General features: G+C 71.9%; 20 protein-coding genes and 1 pseudogene. 12 read left to right on the forward strand and 9 right to left on the reverse strand.

What is annotated here, in order from left to right:
• Positions 1–21: 21 nt before the first annotated feature.
• A pseudogene (locus tag ACIQMJ_RS10575) lies at positions 22–411 on the forward strand (LuxR C-terminal-related transcriptional regulator); the annotation flags it as partial.
• 57 nt (positions 412–468) lie between these two features.
• Here ACIQMJ_RS10575 and ACIQMJ_RS10580 read toward each other — a convergent pair.
• The 4 genes from ACIQMJ_RS10580 to ACIQMJ_RS10595 form a co-directional block, all read right to left on the reverse strand.
• Positions 469–1,248, reverse strand: a complete 780-nt coding sequence (locus tag ACIQMJ_RS10580) for a cyclase family protein (RefSeq protein WP_499760689.1) — start codon at positions 1,246–1,248, stop codon at positions 469–471.
• An 86-nt stretch (positions 1,249–1,334) separates the two neighbouring features.
• The gene (locus tag ACIQMJ_RS10585) at positions 1,335–2,435 is read right to left on the reverse strand and encodes a zinc-binding dehydrogenase (RefSeq protein WP_499760690.1); all 1,101 of its coding nucleotides are present in this window, start codon (positions 2,433–2,435) and stop codon (positions 1,335–1,337) included.
• A complete protein-coding gene (locus tag ACIQMJ_RS10590) occupies positions 2,432–2,848 on the reverse strand; it encodes an acyl-CoA thioesterase (RefSeq protein ID WP_499760691.1) in 417 nt (138 codons plus the stop codon). Before ACIQMJ_RS10590 ends, ACIQMJ_RS10585 begins: the two co-directional genes overlap by 4 nt.
• A gap of 32 nt (positions 2,849–2,880) precedes the next feature.
• Complete coding sequence (locus ACIQMJ_RS10595) at positions 2,881–5,370, reverse strand: LuxR C-terminal-related transcriptional regulator (RefSeq protein WP_499760692.1); 2,490 nt, start codon at positions 5,368–5,370, stop codon at positions 2,881–2,883.
• A 170-nt stretch (positions 5,371–5,540) separates the two neighbouring features.
• Here ACIQMJ_RS10595 and ACIQMJ_RS10600 point away from each other — a divergent pair, with 170 nt between their 5' ends.
• The 5 genes from ACIQMJ_RS10600 to ispH all read left to right on the forward strand — a co-directional run bounded on the left by ACIQMJ_RS10600 (position 5,541) and on the right by ispH (position 12,001).
• Positions 5,541–6,401: an alpha/beta hydrolase family protein gene (locus tag ACIQMJ_RS10600; RefSeq protein WP_499760693.1), complete on the forward strand. Its 861-nt coding sequence runs from the start codon at positions 5,541–5,543 to the stop codon at positions 6,399–6,401.
• Positions 6,402–6,784: 383 nt separating this feature from the next.
• On the forward strand, positions 6,785–8,191 hold the full coding sequence (locus ACIQMJ_RS10605; protein WP_499760694.1) for a family 2B encapsulin nanocompartment shell protein: 1,407 nt from the start codon (positions 6,785–6,787) through the stop codon (positions 8,189–8,191).
• Positions 8,192–8,223: 32 nt separating this feature from the next.
• On the forward strand, positions 8,224–9,633 hold the full coding sequence (locus ACIQMJ_RS10610; protein ID WP_499760695.1) for a family 2B encapsulin nanocompartment shell protein: 1,410 nt from the start codon (positions 8,224–8,226) through the stop codon (positions 9,631–9,633).
• A gap of 99 nt (positions 9,634–9,732) precedes the next feature.
• Positions 9,733–10,773, forward strand: a complete 1,041-nt coding sequence (locus tag ACIQMJ_RS10615; protein WP_499760696.1) for a family 2 encapsulin nanocompartment cargo protein polyprenyl transferase — start codon at positions 9,733–9,735, stop codon at positions 10,771–10,773.
• A 253-nt stretch (positions 10,774–11,026) separates the two neighbouring features.
• Positions 11,027–12,001, forward strand: a complete 975-nt coding sequence (ispH, locus tag ACIQMJ_RS10620; protein WP_499760697.1) for a 4-hydroxy-3-methylbut-2-enyl diphosphate reductase — start codon at positions 11,027–11,029, stop codon at positions 11,999–12,001.
• Positions 12,002–12,042: 41 nt separating this feature from the next.
• Here the strand turns inward: ispH and ACIQMJ_RS10625 are convergent, their stop codons facing one another.
• Both ACIQMJ_RS10625 and ACIQMJ_RS10630 read right to left on the reverse strand, forming a co-directional pair.
• The gene (locus tag ACIQMJ_RS10625) at positions 12,043–14,580 is read right to left on the reverse strand and encodes an ABC transporter permease (protein ID WP_499760698.1); all 2,538 of its coding nucleotides are present in this window, start codon (positions 14,578–14,580) and stop codon (positions 12,043–12,045) included.
• A complete protein-coding gene (locus ACIQMJ_RS10630) occupies positions 14,580–15,338 on the reverse strand; it encodes an ABC transporter ATP-binding protein (RefSeq protein ID WP_499760699.1) in 759 nt (252 codons plus the stop codon). Before ACIQMJ_RS10630 ends, ACIQMJ_RS10625 begins: the two co-directional genes overlap by 1 nt.
• Positions 15,339–15,925: 587 nt before the next feature.
• Between ACIQMJ_RS10630 and ACIQMJ_RS10635 the strand changes: the two genes are divergently transcribed.
• Positions 15,926–16,270: a DUF742 domain-containing protein gene (locus tag ACIQMJ_RS10635; RefSeq protein ID WP_499760700.1), complete on the forward strand. Its 345-nt coding sequence runs from the start codon at positions 15,926–15,928 to the stop codon at positions 16,268–16,270.
• On the opposite strand, the gene ACIQMJ_RS10640 is transcribed toward ACIQMJ_RS10635, so the two are convergent.
• From ACIQMJ_RS10640 to ACIQMJ_RS10650, 3 genes are all read right to left on the reverse strand, one after another.
• Complete coding sequence (locus ACIQMJ_RS10640; protein WP_499760701.1) at positions 16,223–17,134, reverse strand: NAD(P)-dependent oxidoreductase; 912 nt, start codon at positions 17,132–17,134, stop codon at positions 16,223–16,225. The genes ACIQMJ_RS10635 and ACIQMJ_RS10640 overlap by 48 nt on opposite strands.
• Positions 17,135–17,319: 185 nt before the next feature.
• Complete coding sequence (locus tag ACIQMJ_RS10645) at positions 17,320–18,051, reverse strand: anti-sigma factor (protein WP_499760702.1); 732 nt, start codon at positions 18,049–18,051, stop codon at positions 17,320–17,322.
• 3 nt (positions 18,052–18,054) lie between these two features.
• On the reverse strand, positions 18,055–18,618 hold the full coding sequence (locus ACIQMJ_RS10650) for a sigma-70 family RNA polymerase sigma factor (protein ID WP_141975920.1): 564 nt from the start codon (positions 18,616–18,618) through the stop codon (positions 18,055–18,057).
• 177 nt (positions 18,619–18,795) lie between these two features.
• Here ACIQMJ_RS10650 and ACIQMJ_RS10655 point away from each other — a divergent pair, with 177 nt between their 5' ends.
• The 5 genes from ACIQMJ_RS10655 to ACIQMJ_RS10675 all read left to right on the forward strand — a co-directional run bounded on the left by ACIQMJ_RS10655 (position 18,796) and on the right by ACIQMJ_RS10675 (position 23,935).
• A complete protein-coding gene (locus tag ACIQMJ_RS10655) occupies positions 18,796–19,374 on the forward strand; it encodes a hypothetical protein (protein ID WP_499760703.1) in 579 nt (192 codons plus the stop codon).
• Positions 19,375–19,386: 12 nt separating this feature from the next.
• Positions 19,387–20,139 carry a DUF4142 domain-containing protein gene (locus ACIQMJ_RS10660; protein WP_499760704.1) on the forward strand — a complete coding sequence of 251 codons (753 nt, stop codon included), beginning with the start codon at positions 19,387–19,389 and terminating at the stop codon, positions 20,137–20,139.
• Between the two features lie 182 nt (positions 20,140–20,321).
• Positions 20,322–21,161 (forward strand): ferredoxin, encoded by an 840-nt coding sequence (locus ACIQMJ_RS10665; protein ID WP_499760705.1) that lies wholly within the window; start codon positions 20,322–20,324, stop codon positions 21,159–21,161.
• Positions 21,158–23,014: an FAD-dependent oxidoreductase gene (locus ACIQMJ_RS10670; protein WP_499760706.1), complete on the forward strand. Its 1,857-nt coding sequence runs from the start codon at positions 21,158–21,160 to the stop codon at positions 23,012–23,014. The genes ACIQMJ_RS10665 and ACIQMJ_RS10670 overlap by 4 nt, the downstream gene beginning before the upstream one ends.
• Positions 23,015–23,212: 198 nt before the next feature.
• The gene (locus tag ACIQMJ_RS10675; RefSeq protein WP_499760707.1) at positions 23,213–23,935 is read left to right on the forward strand and encodes a D-Ala-D-Ala carboxypeptidase family metallohydrolase; all 723 of its coding nucleotides are present in this window, start codon (positions 23,213–23,215) and stop codon (positions 23,933–23,935) included.
• The last annotated feature ends 102 nt before the right edge of the window (positions 23,936–24,037 follow it).

Raw genomic sequence — 24,037 nt, forward strand, 5'->3', positions numbered from 1 at the left:
AAGGACCCGACCCCGCCGCTGGTGCTGGCGCTGACCACGTTCGACGACGACCAGCTGATGATCGACGCGCTGACCGCGGGCGCGGACGGGTTCCTGCTCAAGCAGCTCACGCCCCGGGACCTGATCAGCGCGGTGCGCGCGGTCAACGGCGGCGCGTCGGTGCTGAGCACCGAGCTGAGCAGGCGCATCCTGCGGCGCATCTCGGGCCGGGCCACCACGCCGACCGCGTTCCCGGACGCCGCCGGCCGCGTCGACCTGCTCGGCGAGCGGGAACGCGAGGTGCTCGGCCAGGTGGGGCTCGGCCTGAACAACGCCGGGATCGCCCAACGCCTCTTCATGAGCGTCTCCACGGTCAAGACCTACGTCTCCCGCACCCTGGCGAAACTGCGCCTGGACAACCGCGTCCCAGCCGCCCTGCTCGCCAGCCGCCTGCGCCTCACCCCCGACGACCACCCGCCCGGGGGTGAGTCAGCGCCTGGGCACGAACGCGTAGACGCTGGCCGGCGAGCCGGAACCGTGGCGGTTGATCGTGCCGCCCACCAGGATGTGGGCGCCCTGCTCGGGCAGCTCGGCCAGGTTCGCCAGGATTTCCAGGCTGATCCGGTGCTCGCGGTAGAGCAGCTTGGAGACCCGGTACTCCGCGTCGAGCGCGGACTCGGGGCTGAACGTGTCCGTGCCCAGCGCGCCGCGGCGGCCCAGGCGGCCGGTGTCGACCAGCCACTGGACGGCGGCCAGCGAGAAGCCCGGCTGGTGCATCGCGCCGTCGGCGTCGTAGTTGAAGAACGCCGGGGTGCCCCAGCGCTCCTCCCACCCGGTCCACAGCACGACCGCCGCCTCGTTCGGGATGCGGCCGTGCCGCTTCTCCCACTGCTTGAGGTCGGCGACGCTCACCTCGTGGTCCGCGTCCCGCGCGGCCCGGTCCCGCACGTCGATCTTCACGGCGGGCAGGAACAGGTCCTCCGCGTCGAGCTCGTCGGCGTGGGGCTGGTCGTCGTTGAAGTGCGCGGGCGCGCCCCAGTGCGTGCCGGTGTGCTCGCCCTGCTGCGCGTACCGCAGGTAGAACCCGTGCTCCGGCACGGTCGTGACGGTGGTCAGGGTGAACGCCGGGTCGCCCGGGTAGACGTTGGTCCGGTCCGGGTCGTTGACGTGCGCCAGGTTCACCAGCCGGTAGTCCGCGAGACCCCGCGGCCGGCCGGACGCGCCCGCCGAACCGCCGCCCGCGAGCACGCCACCCATCGCTGTCGCCACACCCGCGAGCATCGACCGTCTGCGCACCGCGGACCACTCCTCTGCCTAGCCGTCACCCGATCCGGGCAACGGTACCGGCTGGGTGATCACAAGACGACGACCTGCCGGACGGCTTCTCCCGAGCCCAAACGGGTGAACCCGGTGTTGATGTCGTCCAGCGCGAGGCGCCCCGACAGCAGCTCCTGCACCGGCAGCTGCCCGGCCCGGTACAGGTCGACGAACCGCGGCACGTCCCGCCGCGGCACGCACGACCCCAGGTAGCTGCCCTTCAGCGTCCGCTCCTCGGCGACCAGGCTCAGCGCGGGCAGCGTGATCGTGCGGTCGGGGTGCGGCAGGCCGACGGTGACCGTGACACCGCCCGCGGCGGTGGCCCGGTAAGCCTGCTCCAGCACGGCCGCGACACCGGTGGTGTCGATGACCTTGTCGACGCCGCCTCCGGTCAGCGCGCGGATCTCCTCCACCGCGTCCGGACCGCCGGCCACCTCGTCGGTCGCGCCGAGCTTGCGCGCCAGCTCCCGCTTGTGCGCCACCACGTCCACGGCGATGATCCGCGACGCGCCGGCGGCCCGTGCGGCGAGCAGCGCGGCCAGCCCCACACCGCCGAGCCCGAACACCGCGACCCGGTCCCCCGGCGTGACGGCCGCGCTGTGGAACGCCGCGCCCGCGCCGGTGAGCACCGCGCAGCCGAACAGGGCCGCGATCTCGAACGGCAGGTCGGCGGGCACGAGCGTGGCCGACTTCTCCGACACCACGGCGTACTCGGCGAACCCGGACACGCCCAGGTGGTGGTGCGGGCGCGTGCCGTCGGGCAGGCGCAGCCGCCGTTCGCCGCCGAGCAGCGTGCCCTCGCGGTTGGCCGCCGCACCCGGTTCGCACAGCGCCTGCCTGCCGGACACGCACCGGCGGCACGACCCGCAGGCGGGCACGAACGACAGCACCACCCGGTCGCCGACGGCGAAGTCCGCCGCGCCCGGCCCGGTCTCGACCACCTCGCCCGCGGCCTCGTGGCCGAGCACCATGGGCAGCGGCCGCACGCGCGAGCCGTCGATCACCGACAGGTCCGAGTGACACAGCCCGGTGGCGCCCACCTTGACCAGCAGCTCACCCGGCCCCGGCGGGTCGAGCTCCAGGTCGAGCACCCGCAAGGGCCCGCCGACCTCGGTCAGCACCGCTCCCCTGGTCCTCACGCGACCACCAGCCCTTCCATCGCGGCGCGCAGCCCGGCCGGGATGGCCACCGGCTTGCGGGTCCCGCGGTCGGTGAACACGTGCACGAAGTGCCCTTCGGCGACCACGTCGTCCCGCCCCTCCGGGTAGAAGCCGACCTCGTAGCGGACGCTGGAGCGACCGAGGTGGCCGATCCGCAGGCCCGCGTCGACCGCCTCCGGGAACGCGATGGACGCGCGGTAGTTGCAGTGGGATTCCACGCACAGCCCGATCCCCTGCCCGTGGTGGATGTCCAACCCGCCCTCGGTGATCAACCAGGTGTTGATCACCGTGTCCATGAAGGCGTAGTGCACGACGTTGTTGACGTGCCCGTACACGTCGTTGTCGTGCCACCGGGTCGGTATCCGCTGCCAGTGCCGGTAGTCGTTACGCATGCAACATCCTGGGGCGCACCCAACCTCCTGGTTCAGTCGAGCATCCGGGTCAGCTCGACGCGGGACCGCACCTCGAGCCTGGCGAAGATGTTGCGCAGGTGGTGCTCGACGGTGCGGTGGCTCAGGAACAGCCGCGCGGCGACCTCCCGGTTGGTCGCGCCCTCGGCGACCAGGCGGGCGATCTGCGCCTGCTGCGGGGTCAGGGTCGCGGTCGGGTCCACGTCGGCGCGGCCCGCGGCCCGGTTGGCGGCGCGGTCGGCGGTCCGGTCGGCCTGGGTCGGCCCGACCGCCTCACCGGCCGCGCGCAGCTCGGCGCGGGCGCGGGCGACCCAGCGGTCGGCCTCGTAGCGCTGGAAGATCTTCACCGCGTCGCGCAGCAGGTCCCGCGCGGCGCGCGGCTTGCGGTCGCGGCGCAGCCGGTGGCCGTAGAACAGCTCGGTCTTGGCCAGTTCCATGGCGGTGCCGCTGGCCCGGTGCAGCCGGATCGCCTCGCGGAAGTGCTCGTCGGCGCGCGGGCCCTCGGCGAGCAGGCCGCGGCAGCGGTGCGACAGCGCCAGCCGGGCCGCGCTGCCCGTGGTGCCCACCCACTTCTCGTACCGGCGCAGCGCCCGGTCCGCGGTGGACGGGCGGCCGCACCCGACCGCGGCCTCCACGACGTGCGGCGCGGCCATCACCTTGATGCCGGTGTGCACGCCGCCCGCCCCGGCCGCCATCAGCCGCAACCGGTCCAGCGCGTCGGCCGGGCGGTCCAGCGCCAGGTCCACGCACGCGAACGCCCACGCGCCGAACGTGCCGGAGCGGCCCAGGCCGCGTTCGGCGATCTGCTCGGCGGCGGCGTCGATGCGGTGCATCGCGGTGTCGGTGTCGCCGCGCAGGGCGGCGACCAGCGCGAGGATCGTCAGGTGGTCGACCACGGCGTTGTGCTGGCCGATGGCGGTGGCCGCGTGCACGCCCTCGAACGCGGCCGACAGCGCCGCCGAGTGCTGGTCCAGCAGCAGCGCCGACAGCGCGCGGTAGACCAGCGCCCACGGCACCAGCGCGGTCAGCCCGTGCTCGTGCGCGGCGGTGACCGCGCTGGTGGCCAGCTGGTGCGCCCGGGACGCGTCGCCGAGGGTGTAGGCGGCCTGGCCGCCCCAGATCTTGGCCTGCGGGTGCGGCACCCGTTCGGCCAGCTCGATCACCGATTGCAGCACGGGCAGCGCCTGCTCGTGCCGCCCGGCGAAGGTGGCGGCCATGCCCGCGAGGTGGTCCAGGGTGATCCGGGTCTCGGCGGGCTCGTCGGGGCGGCGCAGGCGCGCGGCGAACGCGGCCGTCTCGGCGTAGCGGGCGTGGTCACCCGCGATGCTGGCCGCCTCGCCCGCGAAGCCGAGCGCGGTGATGGCCAGCGAGCGGTGCGTGCCGACGAGTTCGCCGGCCGCGTGCAGCAGCCGGCGCACCGCGACGTCGGGCAGGCCGTGGCCCAGGTCGATGCCGCCGCGCAGCAGCTCGGCGCGGGCGCGCAGCTCGCTGCTGTCGGTCAGCCGGGCGGCGGTGCGCAGCGCGACCCGGGCGCGGCGGGGCGCGCCGGACGCCCAGTGGTCGGTGGCGGCGGCGATCAGGTGGCGGGCCCGGGCGTCCGGGTCGGCGGTGAGCGCGGCGGCGCGGTCGTGGTCGCGGGCGGCGGCCGGGTAGTCGCCGCACCGGCGGGCCCGGCTCGCCGCGTCGGCCAGCCGGGCGGCGAAGGCGTCGCGCACGCCGGGCACGCGGGCGGCCTCGTGCCACGTGCGGCGCGGGCCGGGCGGCAGGTTCTCGGCCAGCGCGGCGTGGGCGGCGTAGCGCAGGGCCAGCGGGATCTCGGTGCGCAGCGCGGAGCGGACCAGCGGGCCGCCCTCCAGCAGCGCCTCGGCCTCCTCCACCGCGGCCAGGTCCAGGTCGGGCATCCGGGCCAGCGCGTCGGCGTCGACCTCGTCGTCCACCACGCGCAGCGCCACCGCGTGCCGGGCCTGCGGCGGCAGGGCGTGGAAGCGGGCGCTGAACCGGGCGCGCAGCGAGCTGTCCTCGGGCAGCGCGTCCGGTGCGGGCGCGGTACCGCCGAGCTGCTCCGACGTCAGCGCGCGGGCCAGTTCGGTGAGCGCGAGCGGGTTGCCCCGGGCCAGGTCGGCGACGTCGTCGGCGAGTCCGGACGCGAGTCCGGGCCGCAGGTCGCGCAGCACGCGCAGGCTGTCGGCGTGGTCGAGCGGGTCGAGCCGCACCCACGGCAGGCCCAGCGGCTCGCCGTCCGTGGCGATCAGCACGGCCACCGGCGCGTCGGCGGCGTCGGCGGCCAGCTCCACGAGCCAGTCGGTGTCTTCCAGGAGGTGGGCGTCGTCAACGCACAGCAGCACCTGGCGGTCGCCGGCGGCGGCCTCCCGCGCGGCGGCGAGCATCGCGGTCTTGCCCGAGCCGGGGCCGCCGCGCAGCACCAGCGCCCCGCCGTGACCGGCGCGGGCGCGGGCGAGCAACGCGTCGACGGCGACGCGCTGCCGGTCACGTCCGCGCAGCATGCGACCAGTCTGGCCGGAGGTCCACGGCGAGCGGAAGAGATCGGCCAAAAATTATCTACCAGTGTTAGTTTTCGGCCTCGGACCGGTGGTTGCACCGATGCGGAGTGCTCACCCGGTGGCGCAGGGTCATCGCTGTCCGTAGTTCCCTGCCAAGCGAGGTGTACACCGACGTGCAACTCCGCAAACTCATCCCCGCGCTGATCCCCGCGCTGGTCCTGTCGCTGGCCGGCGTCACGCCGGCGCACGCCGAGGAGGAGTACCGGCGCGGCCCCGCGCCGACCAACTCCAGCATCGAGGCGTCCCGCGGCCCGTTCTCCACCTCCTCCACCACGGTGTCCTCGCTGGTCTCCGGCTTCGGCGGCGGCACGATCTACTACCCGACCAGCACCTCCGAGGGCACCTTCGGCGCGGTCGCGATCTCACCCGGCTTCACCGGCACGGAGTCCACCATCTCGTGGCTGGGCCCGCGCCTGGCGTCGCAGGGCTTCGTGGTGATCACGATCGCCACCAACAGCCTCTACGACCAGCCCGACAGCCGGGCGAGCCAGCTCCTCGCGGCCCTCGACTACCTGACCCAGCGCAGCGACGTCCGCGGCCGGATCGACGCCACGCGGCTGGGCGTCATGGGCCACTCGATGGGTGGCGGTGGCACGATGCGCGCCGCGGAGCAGCGGCCGTCCCTGCAGGCGGCGATCCCGCTGACCGGGTGGCACACCGACAAGACCTGGGGCAGCAACCGGGTGCCGACCCTCGTCGTCGGCGCCGAGGACGACACGGTGGCGCCGGTGTCGTCGCACTCGATCCCGTTCTACACATCGCTGCCGTCCACCCTGGACAAGGCCTACCTGGAGCTGAACGGCGCCAGCCACTTCGCGCCCAACAGCTCGAACACGACGATCGCGAAGTACAGCATCGCGTGGCTCAAGCGGTTCATCGACAACGACACCCGCTACGAGCAGTTCCTCTGCCCGTCGCCGGCCGACAGCTCGCTGATCTCGGACTACCGGGACACCTGCCCGCACGGCGTCTGACCCGTCCGCTCGGAGATCGACAACGCGGTGCCGGCACCACGCCGGCACCGCGTTGTGCGTACCCACAGACGAATGAACTTTTCTCCGCAAGCCGGCGACACAGCGACGGACAGTTTCTCATTACCGCCGTCAACGACACGTTCCGGTGAAAAACATTGGTACGAACGAATCAGCTATTCCCCGTCACCACGAATTGATCCACCAAAGAGCGCCAAGATCACCCGTTGATTACTTGCGAGGTGGAAGACGTCCACAGCGAGTAGGCACAACAGGCCCGATTGACCCTCAGGGGTGTCGTCACATCAGCCGCTTCCCGTTGCGCATTCGGGCTCACTACCGTCGTTCCGGACCACTGAGTGAAATCCGATTGGCGGTGTGATGCGGTGACTGTGACCGATTCGGACTTGGAGACCGAGCAGCCTCGGTTGAGCCTGGGCACGGCGGCGGCGCGAAATCTCGCGACCACGACCAAGTCCGTTCCCCAGATGCAGGGCATCACCTCGCGGTGGTTGCTGAAGATCCTGCCCTGGGTGGAGGCGAAGGGCGGTGCCTTCCGGGTCAACCGCAGGCTCAGCTACGAGGTCGGCGACGGACGGTTGACGTTCACCAACATCGGCGCGGACGTCCGGGTCATCCCGGAGGAGCTGACCGAGCTGGCGCTGCTGCGCGGGTTCGAGGACGTCGAGGCCCTCAACGCGCTGGCCGACCGGTTCGTGCAGCGCGAGTACGAGCCCGGCGCCGTGATCGTCGAGGAGGGCCGCCCCCAGGACGCGGTCTACCTGATCGCGCACGGCAAGGTGAACCGGATCGGCCGGGGCGAGTACGGCGACCAGACCGTGCTCGGCGCGCTGGCCGACGGCGAGCACTTCGGCGGCGACGTCCTCGCCGGGCCGCAGGGCGAGTGGGACTTCACCGTCAAGGCCGTCACGCCGGTGATCGCGCTGGTGCTGCCGTGGGAGGTGTTCGAGCGGCTCAACGGCGAGGCGGGCGGGCTGCGCGCGCACATCCAGCGGATGTTCGCCGCCGGCGGCGGCAAGTCCAACGCCTACGGCGAGGCCGAGATCGACATCGCCTCCGGCCACGAGGGCGAACCCGACCTGCCCGGCACGTTCGTGGACTACGAGATCGCGCCGCGCGAGCTGGAGCTCAGCGTCGCGCAGACCGTGCTGCGGGTGCACTCCCGCGTCGCGGACCTCTACAACCACCCGATGGACCAGGTCGAGCAGCAGTTGCGGCTGACCATCGAGGCGCTGCGCGAGCGCCAGGAGCACGAGATGGTCAACAACCGCGACTTCGGCCTGCTCAACAGCGCCGACCTCAAGCAGCGCATCCACACCCGCTCCGGCCCGCCCACCCCGGACGACATGGACGACCTGCTGGCCACGGTGTGGAAGGAGCCGACCGCGTTCCTGGCGCACCCGCGGGTCATCGCCGCGTTCGGCCGCGAGTGCAGCAAGCGCGGGATCTACCCGGCCACCATCGACCTCAACGGCCACCACGTGCCCGCGTGGCGCGGCGTGCCCGTGCTGCCGTGCAACAAGATCCCGATCACCAAGACCCGCACCAGCTCGGTGATGCTGCTGCGCGCCGGCGAGCACAACCAGGGCGTCATCGGCCTGCACCAGACCGGCCTGCCCGACGAGTACCAGCCCGGCCTGAACGTGCGGTTCATGGGCATCAGCGAGAAGGCGATCATCTCCTACCTCGTCAGCGCCTACTACTCGACCGCGATCCTCGTGCCCGACGCGGTGGGCGTGCTCGAGCACGTCGAACTCGGCCGCGAAGACTGAGCCGTCCCCCTCGACCAGATAGGGCACTCGAAGTGACCGTGACAGACCCCGGTCTCGTCCCCGACGAGACCGAGCAGCGGCGGCACAGCCTCAGCACCGCGGCCGCGCGGAACCTGGCCAGCACCACCAAGTCCACGCCGCAGATGCAGGGCATCTCGCCCCGGTGGCTGCTGCGCAAGCTGCCGTGGGTGAGCACCCAGGCGGGCACCTACCGGGTCAACCGACGCCTCACCTACGCGCTCGGTGACGGGCGCGTGAGCTTCGTCAGCACCGGCGCCGACGTCCGGGTCATCCCGCAGGAGCTGCGCGAGCTGCCCGTGCTGCGCGACTTCCCCGACGACGAGGTGCTGGTCGCGCTGGCGGACCGGTTCCGGCAGCGCGAGTACCAGCCGGGCGACGTCGTGGTCGCGGCGGGCGACCGGGCCGAGGAGGTCTTCCTCGTCGCGCACGGCAAGGTGAACAAGATCGGGCAGGGCAAGTACGGCGACCAGACCGTGCTCGACACGCTGGCCGACGGCGACCACTTCGGCGACGACGTGCTGCTCGGCGGCGAGGCCGAGTGGGAGTTCACCGTCAAGGCGGTCACCCCGGTGATCGTGCTGGCGCTGCCGTGGCGGTCCGTGCTGGAGCTGAACGACCGGGCGGACGCGCTGCGGGCGCACATCGCGTCGGTCGCGCTCAGGGTGGGCAAGCCGCAGAACAAGCACGGCGAGGCGGAGATCGAGATCGCCTCCGGCCACGAGGGCGAGCCGGACCTGCCGGCGACGTACGTGGACTACGAGCTCAAGCCCCGCGAGTACGAGCTGGAAGTGGCGCAGACCGTGCTGCGGGTGCACAGCCGCGTGGCCGACCTCTACAACCACCCGATGAACCAGACCGAGCAGCAGTTGCGGCTGACCATCGAGGCCCTGCGCGAGCGCCAGGAGCACGAGATGCTCAACAACCGGCGGATCGGGCTGCTGCACAACGCCGACCTGAAGCAGCGCATCCACACCCGCACCGGGCCGCCGACGCCGGACGACCTGGACGAACTGGTGTCCCGGCGGCGCAAGACGGCGTTCATGCTGGCCCACCCCCGCGCGATCGCCGCGTTCGGCCGGGAGGCCAGCAAGCGCGGCGTGTACCCCGGCACGACGAACGTCGACGGCACCCACGTCGTCACCTGGCGCGGCGTGCCGCTGCTGCCGTCGGACAAGATCCCGATCACGCCGCAGCACACGACCTCGATCCTGGCCATGCGGGTCGGGGAAGAGGACAACGGCGTGATCGGGCTGCACCAACCGGGCATCCCGGACGAGGTGCAGCCCGGGCTGAACGCCCGGTTCATGGGCATCGACGAGAAGGCGATCGTGTCCTACCTGGTCAGCGCCTACTTCTCGGTGGCCGTGCTGGTGCCCGACGCGTTGGGTGTGCTGGAGCACGTGGAGATCGGTCGGTCCTGACCGCGGTGTCGCGGCACGGCAGCCGGGCCGCCACGCCCGGCTGCCCCTCCTCCCCTGCCCGCGGTAGCCGGGCGCTTCCCCCGAACAGGAGCTGTGGCGATGACCGACCTGGACGTGAGCCTCGACCACCGGTCCGCACGCGAGGTGCTGGACTGGAGCCGGGCCGGGCTCGACCCGGCGCTGCGGTCCGCGGTGGACCGGTTGCCGGACTCGATGCGCGCGGTCGCGGGCTACCACTTCGGGTGGTGGGACGAGCACGGCAGGCCGACGGGCGCGGACGCGGGCAAGGCGATCCGGCCGGCGCTGGTGCTGCTGGGCGCGCAGGCCGTCGGCGGCGCGGCGGACGCGGCGCTGCCCGCGGCGGTGGCGGTGGAGTTGGTGCACAACTTCTCGTTGCTGCACGACGACGTGATGGACGGTGACACGACCCGCCGCCACCGGCCGACGGCGTGGCACGTGTTCGGGGTCAACCCGGCGATCCTGGCCGGTGACGCGTTGTTGACGCTGGCGCTCGACGTGCTGGCGGGCAGCGGGCACCCGCGGGCGCAGCAGGCGATCCGGGTGCTGTCGGGGGCGGTGCAGCGGTTGTTGGACGGGCAGAGCGCGGACCTGGCGTTCGAGGAGCGGACCGAGGTGCGGCTGGCGGAGTGCGTGCGGATGGCCGAGTGCAAGACCGGGGCGCTGTTGGGTGCGTCGTGCGCGTTGGGCGCGTTGTACGGCGGTGGGCGGGCGGACCAGGTGGAGCACCTGCGGTCGTTCGGCGATCGGGTCGGTCTGGCGTTCCAGTTCGTCGACGACCTGCTGGGCATCTGGGGCGATTCCGAGGTCACCGGCAAACCGGTCTACTCGGACCTGCAGAACCGCAAGAAGTCCCTGCCCGTCGTCGCCGCCCTGACCTCCGACACCCCGGCCGCTCGCGAGCTGCACACCCTGTACCACCGGGAGCAGCCGTTGACGCAGGCCGACCTGGCCCGTGCCGCGGACCTGATCGAGGCTTCGGGGGCGCGGGCGTGGAGCCAGGGACGGGCGGACGACCTCCTGGCAACGGCCCACGACCACCTGCGCGCCGCCGACCCCACCGACCGCGCCGCCCGGGAACTGACCGCCCTGGCCCGCCTCGCCACCCACCGCGACCACTGACCCGTATTGGCCTGACCTGGCGTTTTCCCGGGACTGAGAATCACCAACGGGTGAATCCGGCGGGACCACTCTCCAGAAACGCCGTTATGCCCCGCTCCGAACGTCGGTTGAAACAACGAGGCCGCCAACCAACCGCCCCCTTCGCCAACGCGCCACCCCACCCCTCCGACCCCGACCCCGACCCTGGCCCTGGCCCTGGCCCTGGCCTTGATCCTGACCTCGACCTTGATCCGACCTGACGAGGAGCCGTGCCGTGGCCCTTCCCGTTGTGCTGCTGGCGTCGCCCCGGTCGTTCTGCGCCGGGGTCGAACGCGCCATCGACATCGTCGCCCGCCTGCTGGACCAGCGCGGTGGGCCGATCCACGTGCGCAAGCAGATCGTGCACAACACCCACGTGGTCGCTGAGCTGGAGGCGCGTGGCGCGGTGTTCGTGGACGAGCTGGACGCCGTGCCGGACGGCGCGACCGTGGTGTTCTCCGCGCACGGGGTGTCGCCGGCGGTGCGGGAGGAGGCGGCGCGGCGGGGGTTGGAGGTGGTCGACGCGACGTGCCCGTTGGTGACGAAGGTGCACGCGGAGGCGAAGCGGTACGCGGCGCGGGGGGACACGGTGGTGCTGATCGGGCACGCCGGGCACGAGGAGGTCGAGGGCACGCTCGGGGAAGCACCCGGGCAGACCGTGCTGGTGGAGACGGTCGCGGACGTGGAGGCGTTGGAGGTGCCGGACCCGGGCAGGGTGTCGTACCTGACGCAGACCACGCTCGCGGCGGACGAGACGGCGGAGGTGTTGGCGGCGTTGCGGGAGAAGTTCCCGGCGTTGCGGGGGCCGTCGTCGGCGGACATCTGCTACGCCACCACGAACCGGCAGGAAGCGGTGCGGGACGTGGCGCGGGATGCGGATCTGGTGCTGGTGGTGGGGTCGCCGAACTCGTCGAACTCCGTGCGGTTGGTGGAGACCGCGCGTCGGATGGGCACGTCGGCGCACCTGGTCGACCACGTTTCCGACATCCGGGCGGAGTGGCTGGACGGCGCGCGGGTCGTCGGGGTGAGCGCGGGGGCGTCCGCACCGCCGCGGTTGGTGGACGAGGTGATCGAGGCGTTGGGCGCGTGGGACGTCCAGGTGCGCGAGACGACCCGGGAGACGATCCAGTTCACCCTGCCCGCCGCGGTGCGGAAGGGGCAGAAGGGGCAGAAGGCGCCGATCGCGGGGAAGGACCCCGATCGGTCCTGAGTGGACCGATCGGGGTCGGGAGCCGCGTCAACCGCGGGAGATCACTCGTAGGAGACCGCGCGCAGCACGTTCAGCCGGGCGGCGCGGACGGCGGGCAGGATCGCGGCCACCACGCCGACGCCCGCGGCGATCAGCAGGTAGCCGCCCAGTTGCGCCCACGGGATGCCGAGGTCGGTGAAGCCCTGGTCCTCGAGCGCCCGCACGGCCGCGACGCCCAGCGCCACGCCCACCACCAGCCCGAGCAGCGCGCCGAACACCGAGATCACCACCGACTCGACGGTGATCATCCGCATCACCTGGGCCCGGCGCATCCCGATCGCCCGCAGCAGCCCCAGCTCGCGCGTCCGCTCGATCACCGACAGCGCCAACGTGTTGATCACACCGAGCACCGCGATGAGGATCGCCAGCGCGAGCAGGATCTGGATCATCAGCAGCACGGTGTCCAGCTGCGCCGCCTGCTGCCGCGCGTACGAGCTCAGGTCCTGCACCGAAACCTCGGGGTTGTCGGCGAACAGCGGCTCCAGGCGGGTCCGCAGCCCGGCGACGTCCACCCCGGCGTCGGCCTTCACGAACGCGCTCCCGATCCGCGCCACCGCGAACTCGTCCACCGCCGACCGCGGCAGGAACACCGAGTCGGCCACCACGGTCGTCTTCGCCAGCACGAACGCCACCGTGTACGCGCGCTGCTCCCCCTTCGTCGTCTGCACGGTCGCCGTGTCGCCCTGGCGCACGTCCAACGCGGTCGCGGTCGCCTCGTCCAGCCCGATCGAGCCCTCCGCCAGCTCCCCGATCGTGCCGCTGGTCGCGTGGAGCCCGAAGATCCGCTCCATCGCGGGCACGTCGGTCACCACCGCGCCGACCTTCCGCTGCCCGTCGATCAGCACGGCGTCGTTGTACCAGCCGAACCCGGACCCGACGCCCGGTGTGGCGAGCACGCCGTCCATCCGGTCCTGGGTGAACCCGCCGCTGGTCTCGCCGTTCACCGACTCACCGGAGATGATCAGGTCGGCCTTGATCTGCGTGTCCGCGACCTTCGTGATGCTGGTCGTCGCCGACGTGAGCACCACGCTGACCCCGGTGATCAGCGCGATGCCGACCATCAGCGCGGCGGCCGTGATGGCGGTGCGGCGCGGGTTGCGGGCCGAGTTGCGCCGGCCGAGCGTGCCGGGCAGGGACCACGCGAGCAGCTTGCCGATCAAGGACACCACCGGCTTGCTGATCACCGGCGTGAGCAGCGCGACCCCGACGAACGACACCAGCAGCCCGGACATGATCAGCCACAGCGTGCCGTCGGTGAACCCCAGGCCCAACGCCCCGGCGCCCACCAGGGTCAACGCGACCCCGGACGCGGTCAACCGGGTCAGCGGCCGGTCCGGGGTGGCCGCCTCGCGCAGCGCCGCGACCGGTGCGATGCGGGACGCGCGCACGGCGGGCAGCAGCGCCGCCAGGACGGTGACGACGATCCCGACCGCGAACGACGCGATGATCGCCGACGGGGGCACCGCGATGCCGGCGAGCCGCAGGCTGCCGCCGCCGAACGTGCTGAACAGGGTCGCCAGCAGCGCGCCGACGCCGATGCCCGCGCCCAGCCCGACGACGGAGGCGATCAGGCCGATGACGACCGCCTCGACCACCACCGAGCCGACCATCTGCTTGCGGCTCGCGCCCATCGCCCGCAGCAGCGCGAGTTCCCGGGTGCGTTGCGCGACGAGGATGGAGAACGTGTTGAGGATGATGAAGATGCCGACGAACAGGGCGATGCCCGCGAAGCCGAGCAGCACGTAGTTGAAGAACGCCAGGCCCTCGCTGATCTCGTCGGCCGACTCCTTGGCCAGCTGCTCACCGGTCTTCACCTGGAAGGAATCACCCAGCCGTGCCTGGACGCGGTCGCGCAGCACGGTCTGTGACACGCCTTCGTCGGCTCGCACGGTGATCCCGCTGAACGCGCCGGGCGTGCCGAGCAGGAGCCGCTGGGCGGTGGCCTCGGTGAACGCGGTGGTGAGTTCGCCGCCGAGGGAGTCGCGGTCGCCGGGGTAGCCGAAGATGCCCGCGACGGTGAACGTCCGCTTCGGTTCCAGCGTGAGCACCGAGATCGGCTCACCGACGGTGAACCCGCCGGTCGAGGCGAGGTAGGCGCTGATGGCCACCTCGTCGTCACGGCTCGGCGCGCGGCCTTCGCGCAGCTCCTCCTGGCTGCCGTCACGCCAGGCGGTGCCCAGGCGCGGTGCGCCGGAGGTGGTGAGGACCTTGCCGTTCTCGCCGATGGGTCGGGCCGACCCGGTGACGTCGCCGACGGCCGTGCGCACGCCGTCGACCGATCCGACGGCTTCGACGTCGTCGGCGGTCAGGGTGCCGGCGAGTGCGGTCTCGGGGTCGTCCTGGTCGACCTTGGGCCGCACGGCGACCTGGACGTCCACTTCGGAGTAGACGGTGGTGAACAGGTCCTTGAACGACCGGTCCAGCGTGTCGGTGAGCACGAAGGAGCCGGCCACGAACATCACGCCCAGCACCACGGCCAGGCCCGACAGGACCAGCCGGAGCTTGCGGGCGAGCACGCTCTTGAGCGTCGCCTTCAGCATCACGCCACGACCAGCCGGTCGTCGCCGTCGAGGACCTTCATGGTGTCGAGCACGGCCGCCGCGGTCGGCTCGTGCAGCTCGCGCACGATCCGGCCGTCGGCGAGGAAGATGACCCGGTCGGCGTACGAGGCGGCGTTGGGGTCGTGGGTGACCATGACGACGGTCTGGCCGAACTCGCGGGCCGAGCGGCGCAGGAAGCCGAGGACTTCCGCGCCGGAGCGGGAGTCGAGGTTGCCGGTCGGTTCGTCGGCGAACACGACCTCGGGCCGGGCTACCAGGGCGCGGGCGCAGGCCACGCGCTGCTGCTGGCCACCGGAGAGCTGGGTCGGCCGGTGGGTGAGCCGGTCGCGCAGGCCGACGGCGTCGATGACGGCGTCGAACCAGGCGCGGTCGACCTTCTGGCCGCCGATGGCCATCGGCAGGGTGATGTTCTCCTCGGCGGTGAGCGTCGGCAGCAGGTTGAACTGCTGGAAGATGAAGCCGACCCGGCGGCGGCGCAGGTCGGTCAGGCCCTTGTCGCGCAGGCCGCCGACGGCGGTGTCGCCGATCCAGACCTCGCCGGAGTCGATCGTGTCCAGCCCGGCGAGGCAGTGCATGAGCGTCGACTTGCCCGACCCGGACGGTCCCATGATCGCGGTGAACCGGCCGCGGTCGAACTCGACGCTCACGCCCGCGAGCGCCGTGACCGCAGCTTCCCCCGTGCCGTAGGACTTCCACACGTCCACCGCTCTCGCGGCGGCCCCCTCGTTGCCCGTCACCGGTCCTCCACCCCTCACCCCGGACGGCGCTCGCCGTCCACCGGTGGCAAATGTGGCGGACGGGCGGCCGTCGGCGCGTCGGGAATGACCCCGGAATCGCGGTCGGGGTGATTCCCCGAGGTCGGTGCGGGACACCCGAACCTCAAACCTTGGTCAACAACCGTTGTGAGAGCGCTCCACCCGTCACTACGTTCGGTTTCGGCCACAAGCCGCTCGGTGGTGAGCTCATCGCCAGGACACCGGAAAACCTCAACGTGTTCTGCGAGGTCAGCGTGATCGCGAATCCCACACCCATCGGGTAGACCCCCGGCGGACGCCTGGGACGAGCTGTCCCAGGCGATCCGGAGCCGAACGCAAGACCAACGGAGGGTGAAGCGGACCGATCATCCGATGGCTGCACACAGCCCTCCCCCGGCGTCGAACACCGCCCGGACACGACCGGCCACGGACCGTCGCGACGACACGCAAGTCCTCCCACATGCCGGGAAAACCGAGACAGGAGCCGTGATCACTCGTAGGGTCTACCGGCGTCAGCGACCCTGACACCGCACGACCAAGATCAACGCCGACGGCTTTGAGGAGCTGGTGTGTCGACCCTCCGGGTGCGTCCCTACACCAGAACCGGCGGGCGCACGCACTCCGCGACCACGCTGGCCATCGAGACCATCGTGACGACGAACGAAAGGGCGGCCAGAGACGCCCTCACGTCGACCGCGGAACACCGCATCATCAGCGACCTGTGCCGCAATCCGCATTCCGTCGCGGAAGTCGCGGCGACGTTGCGGTTGCCGCTCGGGGTGGTGCGCGTCCTGCTGGCCGACATGTCCGACATGAGCCTGATCAACGTGCACGAGGATCGCGCGATCGACGAGAAGGGCCGGCCGTCACTGGAGTTGATGGAACGGGTCCTGATGGGGTTGCGCCGAATCTGAGCGTTCCCGCAACGCGTGGATCACGGCGATCATGTCCTCTTTGCCGTGCCCCAGCTCCACCGCGCGGGTGAACAGGGCCAGGCACGCGTCCAGCAGCGGTGAGGCGACCCCGGCGGCGCGGGCGGCGTCGGCGATCAGCTCGTTGTTCGTGAGCACGTCGCGGGCCGCGGCCTGGGCGTCGAAGTCGTCGGCGAGCAGCTTCGAGGTCTTCGCGCGGGACACCTTGCTGGACATCGGGCCCTTGTCCAGCACCTCGACCAGCGTGCCGAGGTCGAGCCGGTGCCGTTCGGCGAAGTGGAACGCCTCGGACAGGCCGGTGGTCATGGTGATCAGGAACAGGTTCACGGCCAGCTTCATCAGCAGGGCGTTCGGGGCGGAGCCGCAGGTGACGACCTCGGCGCACATCGGCGCGATGACCTCGCGGACCCGTGCCACGGGGTCGGGGTCGCCCGCGAGCATGGCGACGAGCTCGCCCGCCTCGGCGGGGCCGCGCGAGCCGGAGACGGGTGCTTCGACGTAGTGGCCGCCGGCGGCGCGGACGTCGGCGGCGAGGTCGCGCGAGTAGCCCGGCGCCGTGGTGCCCATGTGCACGATCGTGCGACCGTTGACGTAGTCGTTGAAGCGGTCCGTGCGGCGGGCCAGGACGTCGTCGATGGCGTCCTGGTGGGCGAGCATGAGGATCACGACGTCGGCGGCGGCGAAGACCTCGGCCGAGGTGGCGGCGACCCGTGCGCCCGCGTCCCGCAGCGGCTCGGCGCGGTGCGGCGACCGGTTCCACACCACGAGCGGCCGGCCGGACCGGGCCAGGTTGAGCGCCATCGGCTGACCCATGATGCCGAGACCGATGAATCCGACCTCCACCACGACCTCCTCGCACGACGGCACGGCGCCGCCTCCCGGGTGGGATTCAACGCCGTGCCGGGGGTGCCGGTCTTGAACGGTGGTGCGGTCGGCGTGTCCCGAGCGTTCAACTCGGGTGTTCCGAACGTAGGACTCACGCGTTCTGGAGGTAGGACTCACGCGCTGCGAACGTAGGACTCGCGCGGGGGTCAGGAGGTGGGGAGGCGGATCAGGGTGGAGCCGTCGTCGGTGTCGCGGATGACGAACTCCTCGATGTCGTGCCAGCGCAGGCCCACCGACGACTGGACGGTGACCGGGTCCTTGGCCGGGCCCGACGTGGTCACCAGCCACGAGCCGACGGTGATCACCTCGCCCGAGCGCGACTTCGCCACCAGCTCGCACCGCGCCGGCCCCTTGACGCCCTTCACCTCGAGCTGCACCGACGTGCCCCACCGCTCGGGGCCGGCCGCGAGCCGGGCGAACACCCCGGTCACCGGGTCGGTGCGGGTGATCGCGCCGGACGTGTCCGGCGCGCCCTTCGCCACGTTGGACTGCTGCGGCACCGACTGCGTGGACGGTGCGGCGACCGGGTCGGACGGTGCGGCGACGTTCACCGACACGACCGCGGTGAGCCCGACGAGCACCACCGCGGCGGCGGCGGCCAGCAGCGCGACGGTGCGGCGCTTGCGCGCCCTGGTGTCCGAGACCGAGTCGAGCATCGCGCGCACCGAACGGCCGTCGGGCCGCTCCCCCGCGTTGGCGCGCAGCATGCCGTTGGCGTCGGCCTCGTCGAGCAGGTCGGGCAGTTCGGCGAAATCGCGCAGGTCGAGCGCACATCGACGGCACTGGGCGAGGTGGTTCTCGAACGCGTCGACCTCGTCCTCGTCGAGGACTCCGAGGACGTACGCCGCCACGTCGACGTGGTTCGGCAGCGAAGTCACCTGTCAGCCCCGATCCTGCAACGCACGCCGCAGGGCGCGAAGCGCGTAGTACACCCTGGACTTCACCGTGCCGGGCGGTACCCCGAGCACCGCTGCGGCTTCCCCGACGGTCCGATCCCTCAAGTACGTCTCGAGAATAGCCTCCCGGTGTTCTTCCGTCAGTCCGTTCATCGCTTCGGCTACGACTATGGCCGCCAGCGTGCGGTCCGCTTCGTCCCGCTGCGGGGCCTCGTCGGACGGCGTCAACTCCGACTCCTGCGGTCGGACGCTCCGCTTGCGACGGTCGTCGATGACCAGCCGCCGGGCCACGGTGAACAGCCAGGAGCGCAGCAGGACGGGGTCCCGCTCCAGCTTCTCGGCGTTGCGCCACGCCCGCACGAGCGTCTCCTGGACGATGTCCTCTGCCCACTGCCGGTCGCTGCCCGTCAGCCTCATGGCATGTCCGAGCAGCGCGCTGCCGAACTCCTGGTAGAGCCTGCGGATCAGCTCGTCTTCCAGACTCAGGTCCGGCCGGCCGTGATCTCTTCGGGGGGAAGTGCTGCGTCTGTGCCGCGCCACGCCGAGCATCCAAGCGCGCCGGGGGCGGCCGCGTCGAGGGTTTGGCCGCAAAAAAAGTCGTCGATTTGTTCGTGAACCGTCATCGCTTCGTGTCCGTATGCCCCGGTATCCGCTTCAAAGGCACGGACCCGACTCTCGGTCCGCTGGTCCTTTCGGCGGATCCGCCAGCAGGAGAAAGGACCAATGATGCGCGGTCGACGTACCCGGAAGGCGTTGCTGCTGGTTCCGGCGGCAGCGGTGTCGATGCTGGTCAGCGCGTGTGGCGTGACCGGTGTCGACAACGCTGCGAGCCAGAACCCGGCGGGTGGCGCCGGTTCCGGTTCGACGACTCTCCAACAGCCGCCGGAATTCGGCAAGGAGCCGCACCAGATGCTCTCGGCCACCGAGTCGAGGCAGGTCGGGTGGTTCGTGGCGGACGCGGGCGGCTTCGCGCTGTACCGCTACGACAAGGACACCGCGAAACCACCGAAGTCGAATTGTGACGCCGAGTGCGTGGCGATGTGGCCGCCGGTGCTGGTCAGCGACCACACCATGACCTCCGGTGTGGACCCGACGCTGGTCGGCTCGGTGGCGCGGGCGGACGGCCGCAAGCAGGTGACGCTGGCCGGGTGGCCGCTGTACCGGTACTCGGGTGACAAGAAGGCGGGCGACCTGACCGGGCAGGGCAAGGGCGGCGCGTGGTTCGCGGTGACGCCCGAGGGCAAGAAGGCGCAGGCCGACGACGGCGCGGCGCCCGGCCAACCGTCCACCGGCGACGGCTACTAGGACGAGAAACCCATGTCAGGCAAGCGTTTCGCGGCGGTCGTGCTGACCCTGCACCTGCTGGTGCTTCCCGTGCTGCCCGGTGTCGCGCACGCCGACGACCCGCCCGCGGCGGGGCCGGTGGAGCAGACGCCGCTCGGCCCGATCACCGCCCTGGACAAGGAACTCCTGGTCAAGGTGAGGCTCGCGGGCCTGTGGGAGATGCCCATGGGCGAGGAGGCGCAGACCCGCGCGGCGAGCACCCGGGTCAAGGAGGTCGGCGCGCAGTTGGCGAGCGACCACGCGTTCCTCGACGAGCGGGTGGTGCGGCTGGCGTCCCAGATGGGCGTCGCGCTGCCGGACGAGGCCAACGCCGACCAGCAGTCGTGGATGGCGGAGATGCGCTCGCGGACCGGCGCGGCGTTCGACGACTCGTTCGCCAACCGGCTGCGGGCGGCGCACGGCTCGATCTTCCCGGCCATCGCGACCGTGCGGGCCACCACCCGCAACGAGGCGATCCGGCAGTTCGCCCAGGTGTGCAACCAGATCGTGCTCAAGCACATGACCTTGTTGGAGAGCACCAACATGGTCACCGACATGGGGTTGTCCAAGCCGGTGGCCGCCGGGTCGGCGCCCGCGGCGGCGGTGGGCACCGACCCGGTGCGCGCCTCGGCCCAGCTCCCCTCGGGCGGGCCGAGCCCGCTGTCGGTGCTCCTGATGTGCCTGGTGGGCGCGGTCGTGACGATCGCGATCCTGCGCCTGCTGCGGCCTCGTGCCGACGTCAAGTGAGAGGAGGTGGTCGATCGGACCCGAACCAGCGCGTCTCCCACCGCGGAGACCTCCCACACCCTCGAGCCCGCCCGGCAGGTCGTGACCACTCCTGCGCGGCCGGCCGGGCGGGTCGACCACCGCCGACCCGTTTCCCCCAACCGCCTGCGAGTTCTCTCCCGCCATCTCGGAGGTAGACACCAGTGCTCACCCAGGTTCCGCTGCTGATCGCCCAGGCGGCCGGCGGCGACCACGACGCCGGAGTGCGCCACGTGGCGCAGATCTCGGCGCGCCTGGCCTACGCGACCACGTGCGCCACCCTGTGCTGGGGCGTCCTGATCGCCACCGGCTGGGCCAACAGGATCTCCGGCAGGCAGGGGTTGCGCAACAGCCACATGGTGCTGGCGACCATGGCCCTGACGTTCGGGTCGCTGCACGCGTTCGCGTTCACCCTGTTGCAGCTCGGCGCGTTCTCGTACTTGAAGATCCTGGTGCCGTTCTACGACGGCGGCCTGCTCCGGCACGGGCTGGGCATCCTCGGCCTGGAGGTCATGCTGACCATCGCGATCACCGCCGGGTTGCGCAAGAAGGTCTACTACCGCAAGTGGTTGCGGCTGCACCAGCTCGCCTACGTCGCGGTCACCGCCACCGTGGTCCACTCGTGGTTCGGCGCGATCGCTAACGGCAACCTGGCCGTGCTGTGGTTGGCCGGCCTCACGATCCTGGTGCCGACGGCGACCATCGCCATCGCCCGCTTCCTGCCGCCGGACTGGTTGGTCAGGCTGGGCATGCTGGAGCCGGAGCCCGGGTTCGAGCCCGAGCCGGACGGCGCGGGCGGCAGCGCGTTGGACATCAGCGTCGACAACGAGCGCTGCCACCGCTACGGCATCTGCCAGGCCGAGGCGCCGGGGCTGTTCCAGCTGGTCGACGACGAGCGCCTGCGGTACGAGCGCAGACCGCCGCCGGAGCAGTTCGCGCAAGCGCGGGCCGCCGCGCGGGCGTGCCCGATGCGCGCGATCGAGCTGCGGGAGCGTGTCCGGTGAAGAACGAGGAACGCGTGGTCATCGCGGGCGGCGGGCTGGCCGGCCTGCGCGCGGGCGAACGGTTGCGGGAGTTGGGTTTCCGCGGCGAGATCGTCATCGTGAGCGCGGAGCGGCACCTGCCCTACCACCGGCCCGCGCTGTCCAAGGAGGCCATCAACGGCGAGCTGGTGGCGTCGGACCTGCGGTTGACCATCAGCCGCGAGCTGAACGCGGTGTGGCGGTTGGGCACGGCGGCGACCCACCTGGAGCCGGACCGGCACGTGGTGGGGCTGCCCGGCGGGGAGGAGCTGCGCTACGACGGGCTGGTCATCGCGACCGGCGTCGAGCCGCGGCACCTCGCGGGAGCGCCCCGGCAGGACCCGCGCATCCACGTGCTGCGGACCGTGGACGACGCGATCGCGATCAAGCGGGCGATCAACGCCACGCAGGGCCTGGTCGTCGTGATCGGCGGCGGCCTCATCGGCTGCGAGATGGCGGCGTCGGTGAAGACGATGGGTCGTGACGTGGCGATCGTGAGCCGGTCGTCGACGTTGCTGGGCAGCGCCGTGGGCAAGAACATCGCCGACACGGTCACCGAGGCGCACCGGGTGCGCGGTGTCCGGATGGCGATGGGCGTGAAGATCCGGCACTGGGTGCGGCAGGCGGGCGGGGTGGCGATCCACCTGTCCGACGGGCAGGTGTTCTTCGCCGCGGTCGTGGTGATCGCGGTGGGGGCGTCGCCGTCGGTGGCCTGGCTGCGCGGCTCGGGGCTGGTGCTGGAGGACGGGGTGCTGTGCGACCCCACGTGCCACGTGGTCGGCGGGTCCGACATCGTGGCCGCGGGCGATGTCGCGCGGTGGCCGAACCTCCGGTTCGGAGGGCAACCGCGTCGGGTGGAGCACTGGCTCAACGCGGTGGAGATGGGGCGGGCGGCCGCGGAGAACCTGTTGGCGGGCAGGGACAGTTCGCGGCCGTTCACCCCTGTTCCGAGGTTCTGGACCGAGCAGTACGGGATGCGCATCCAGGGGTCGGGGCTGCCCGCGATGGGCAAGGACACCACGACGTTGGCGGGGTCGCAGAAGGACCACCGGACCATCACCGGCTTCATCGACGACGGGCGGCTGGTCGGGATGGTCGGGCTGGACGCGCCGACGGCGATGATCAAGCTGTCGACGGAGCTGTGGCGGCAGAACCGGGTGACCGCGAGCGGCCCCTACCGCCGTCCGCGGCAGCAGCCGCCCCAGCGGGAACCCGCTCCCCGGAACGCCGCACCGCCCGCGCCGCTCCCGGCCGCCACAAGTCCAGCCGCAAGCCCGGACGCGATCCCGACCGGGGCCGGAACGGGGGCCGGGCCGCGGGTCCGGGAGTCGGTGCGCTTCGAAGCGCCACGTCCGCAACCCGCGCGGGCGGCGGCATCGCGCAACGGGGCGGCCAGGTCGGAAACCTCGCACAGCGGGGCGAGTCGATACGACTCCGTGCGCGGCACCCCGCCACAGGACGAAACGTCACGCAGCGAAGCAGCGGCACGGGAAGCCCTGCACAACAGCTCGCAGCTGTTCGATCCCCACCGCACGAGGGCGCAACCGACGCGGTCCGAGCAGTCGTTGCGGTTCGCGGCCGTGCGGTCGGAGGCGTTGCGGTTGGAGAACGCGTTGCTCCAGGAGGCCGTGCGGATCGAGGCGGCGCGCGCCGAGTCCGCGCGGTCCGACCCCCGCCGCGCCCGGTTCGCCGACCCGGTCGAGCCGGCGCGGGTCCCGCGTCAGCAGCAGGAGTCCCAACCGCTGCCCTTGCCGCCGTCGCACGCCCCGGTCGTGCGGTCACGGGGACAGGGCCGGTCGCTGGTGCGCACGGGACCGAAGGCCAGACCCCGTTGAGACGCGCCTTCGCGGCCCCGAAGGCAAGCGGACCTGCTCCGGACGCCCGCCGTGATGAGGTACGGGGACTGCTCGACACCCCGTCGTTCACAAACTGTTCGCGTGGTGTGAAATATTCAGACATCCGCGACAGATTGACGCAAGTTTACCGCTCCGCCAGGCTCCAGTCCCGTCCCCCAACCCGGTCTGGAGGTCCCTGTGCTCCGACTAGTTTCCTACCTGGCATCGCTCGCGCTCGTCGCCGTGGTGCTCGTGACGGGTGGTGGCACGGCGCAAGCCGACGGCTGCTACACGTGGAACCGAACCCTGTCCCAGGGCGCGTCCGGTGAGGACGTGCGGCAGTTGCAGATCCGCCTGTCCGGCTACCCCGGCTACGGCGCCGTGCTCGCCCTCGACGGCTCCTTCGGCCCGGCCACGCGATCGGCCCTCGTGCGCTTCCAGCAAGCCTACGGCCTGTCGGCGGACGGGGTCGCGGGCAGCGCCACCTACTCACGGCTCTACGCCCTGCAAGACGACGACTGCACACCGATCAACTTCACCTACGCGGAGCTGAACAACTGCAACTCCGACTGGTCCGGCGGCAAGGTGTCGGCCGCGACGGCCAGGTTCAACGCCCTGGTGTCCATGTGGAAGCTCCAGGCGATGCGGCACGCGCTCGGCGACCAGCCCCTCCGGGTCACGAGCGGGTTCCGCAGCATCGCGTGCAACAACGCCGTCGGCGGCGCGTCGGACTCCCGGCACCTGTACGGCGACGGCGTGGACCTGGGCGCGGGCTCGCACACCCTGTGCCGCATGGCGCAGCAGGCCCGCAACCACGGCTTCAACGGCATCCTCGGGCCGGGCTACCCGGGCCACGGCGACCACACCCACGTCGACCACCGGAGCAGCCGCTTCTGGTCGGCCTCGTCCTGCGGCATCTGACCGATCCACCAGGGCGCTTCCTCCGGTCGCCCGCGGGTGCACCCCCCGACCCGCGGGCGACCGGTCCCCGGATCCCGCGGCGCCACCCCTTCACGCGGCGGG

This window comes from Actinosynnema sp. NPDC091369, assembly GCF_044757065.1.
Lineage (GTDB): Bacteria > Actinomycetota > Actinomycetes > Mycobacteriales > Pseudonocardiaceae > Actinosynnema.

Excerpts from the sequence above, each read along its gene's own strand:
- ACIQMJ_RS10590 (WP_499760691.1), bottom strand. The coding sequence starts at position 2,848 with ATGCGTAACGACTACCGGCACTGGCAGCGGATACCGACCCGGTGGCAC.
- ACIQMJ_RS10595 (WP_499760692.1), bottom strand. The coding sequence starts at position 5,370 with ATGCTGCGCGGACGTGACCGGCAGCGCGTCGCCGTCGACGCGTTGCTC.
- ACIQMJ_RS10615 (WP_499760696.1), top strand. The coding sequence starts at position 9,733 with ATGACCGACCTGGACGTGAGCCTCGACCACCGGTCCGCACGCGAGGTG.
- ACIQMJ_RS10625 (WP_499760698.1), bottom strand. The coding sequence starts at position 14,580 with ATGCTGAAGGCGACGCTCAAGAGCGTGCTCGCCCGCAAGCTCCGGCTG.
- ACIQMJ_RS10650 (WP_141975920.1), bottom strand. The coding sequence starts at position 18,618 with ATGCTCGGCGTGGCGCGGCACAGACGCAGCACTTCCCCCCGAAGAGAT.
- ACIQMJ_RS10655 (WP_499760703.1), top strand. The coding sequence starts at position 18,796 with ATGCGCGGTCGACGTACCCGGAAGGCGTTGCTGCTGGTTCCGGCGGCA.
- ACIQMJ_RS10660 (WP_499760704.1), top strand. The coding sequence starts at position 19,387 with ATGTCAGGCAAGCGTTTCGCGGCGGTCGTGCTGACCCTGCACCTGCTG.